Annotated in this window: 1 protein-coding gene; it reads left to right on the top strand. The window is 42.5% G+C overall.

Going from position 1 to position 266, the window contains the following annotated elements:
* The coding region (locus C1G53_RS00080) for a DEAD/DEAH box helicase family protein (RefSeq protein WP_161941332.1) at positions 1–266 on the top strand (266 nt) is incomplete at both ends.

Below are 266 nucleotides of genomic sequence, written 5' to 3'. Positions count from 1 at the left end.
ATGGACTTGCCCAGAATATCTCCTTACGTCCCCACCAAAAGAATGCCATTCAACGGATTGTGGAAGAAAAACGAGCTCTACTCGCCCATGAGGTAGGGTCTGGAAAAACCTTGACCATGCTTGGAGCTGGTTTCAAGTTGAAAGAACTAGGAATGGTACATAAACCACTTTATGTGGTGCCGTCTAGTTTAACTGCTCAGTTTGGTCAAGAAATCATGAAATTTTTCCCAACTAAGAAAGTTTATGTGACCACCAAGAAGGACTTT

Origin of the sequence: Streptococcus suis (genome assembly GCF_002960445.1) — a bacterium.
GTDB classification, from domain to species: Bacteria; Bacillota; Bacilli; order Lactobacillales; family Streptococcaceae; genus Streptococcus; species Streptococcus hyiners.
The sequence above is the reverse complement of the archived record's forward strand: the minus strand, read 5'-3'. Positions and strand labels throughout refer to the sequence as shown.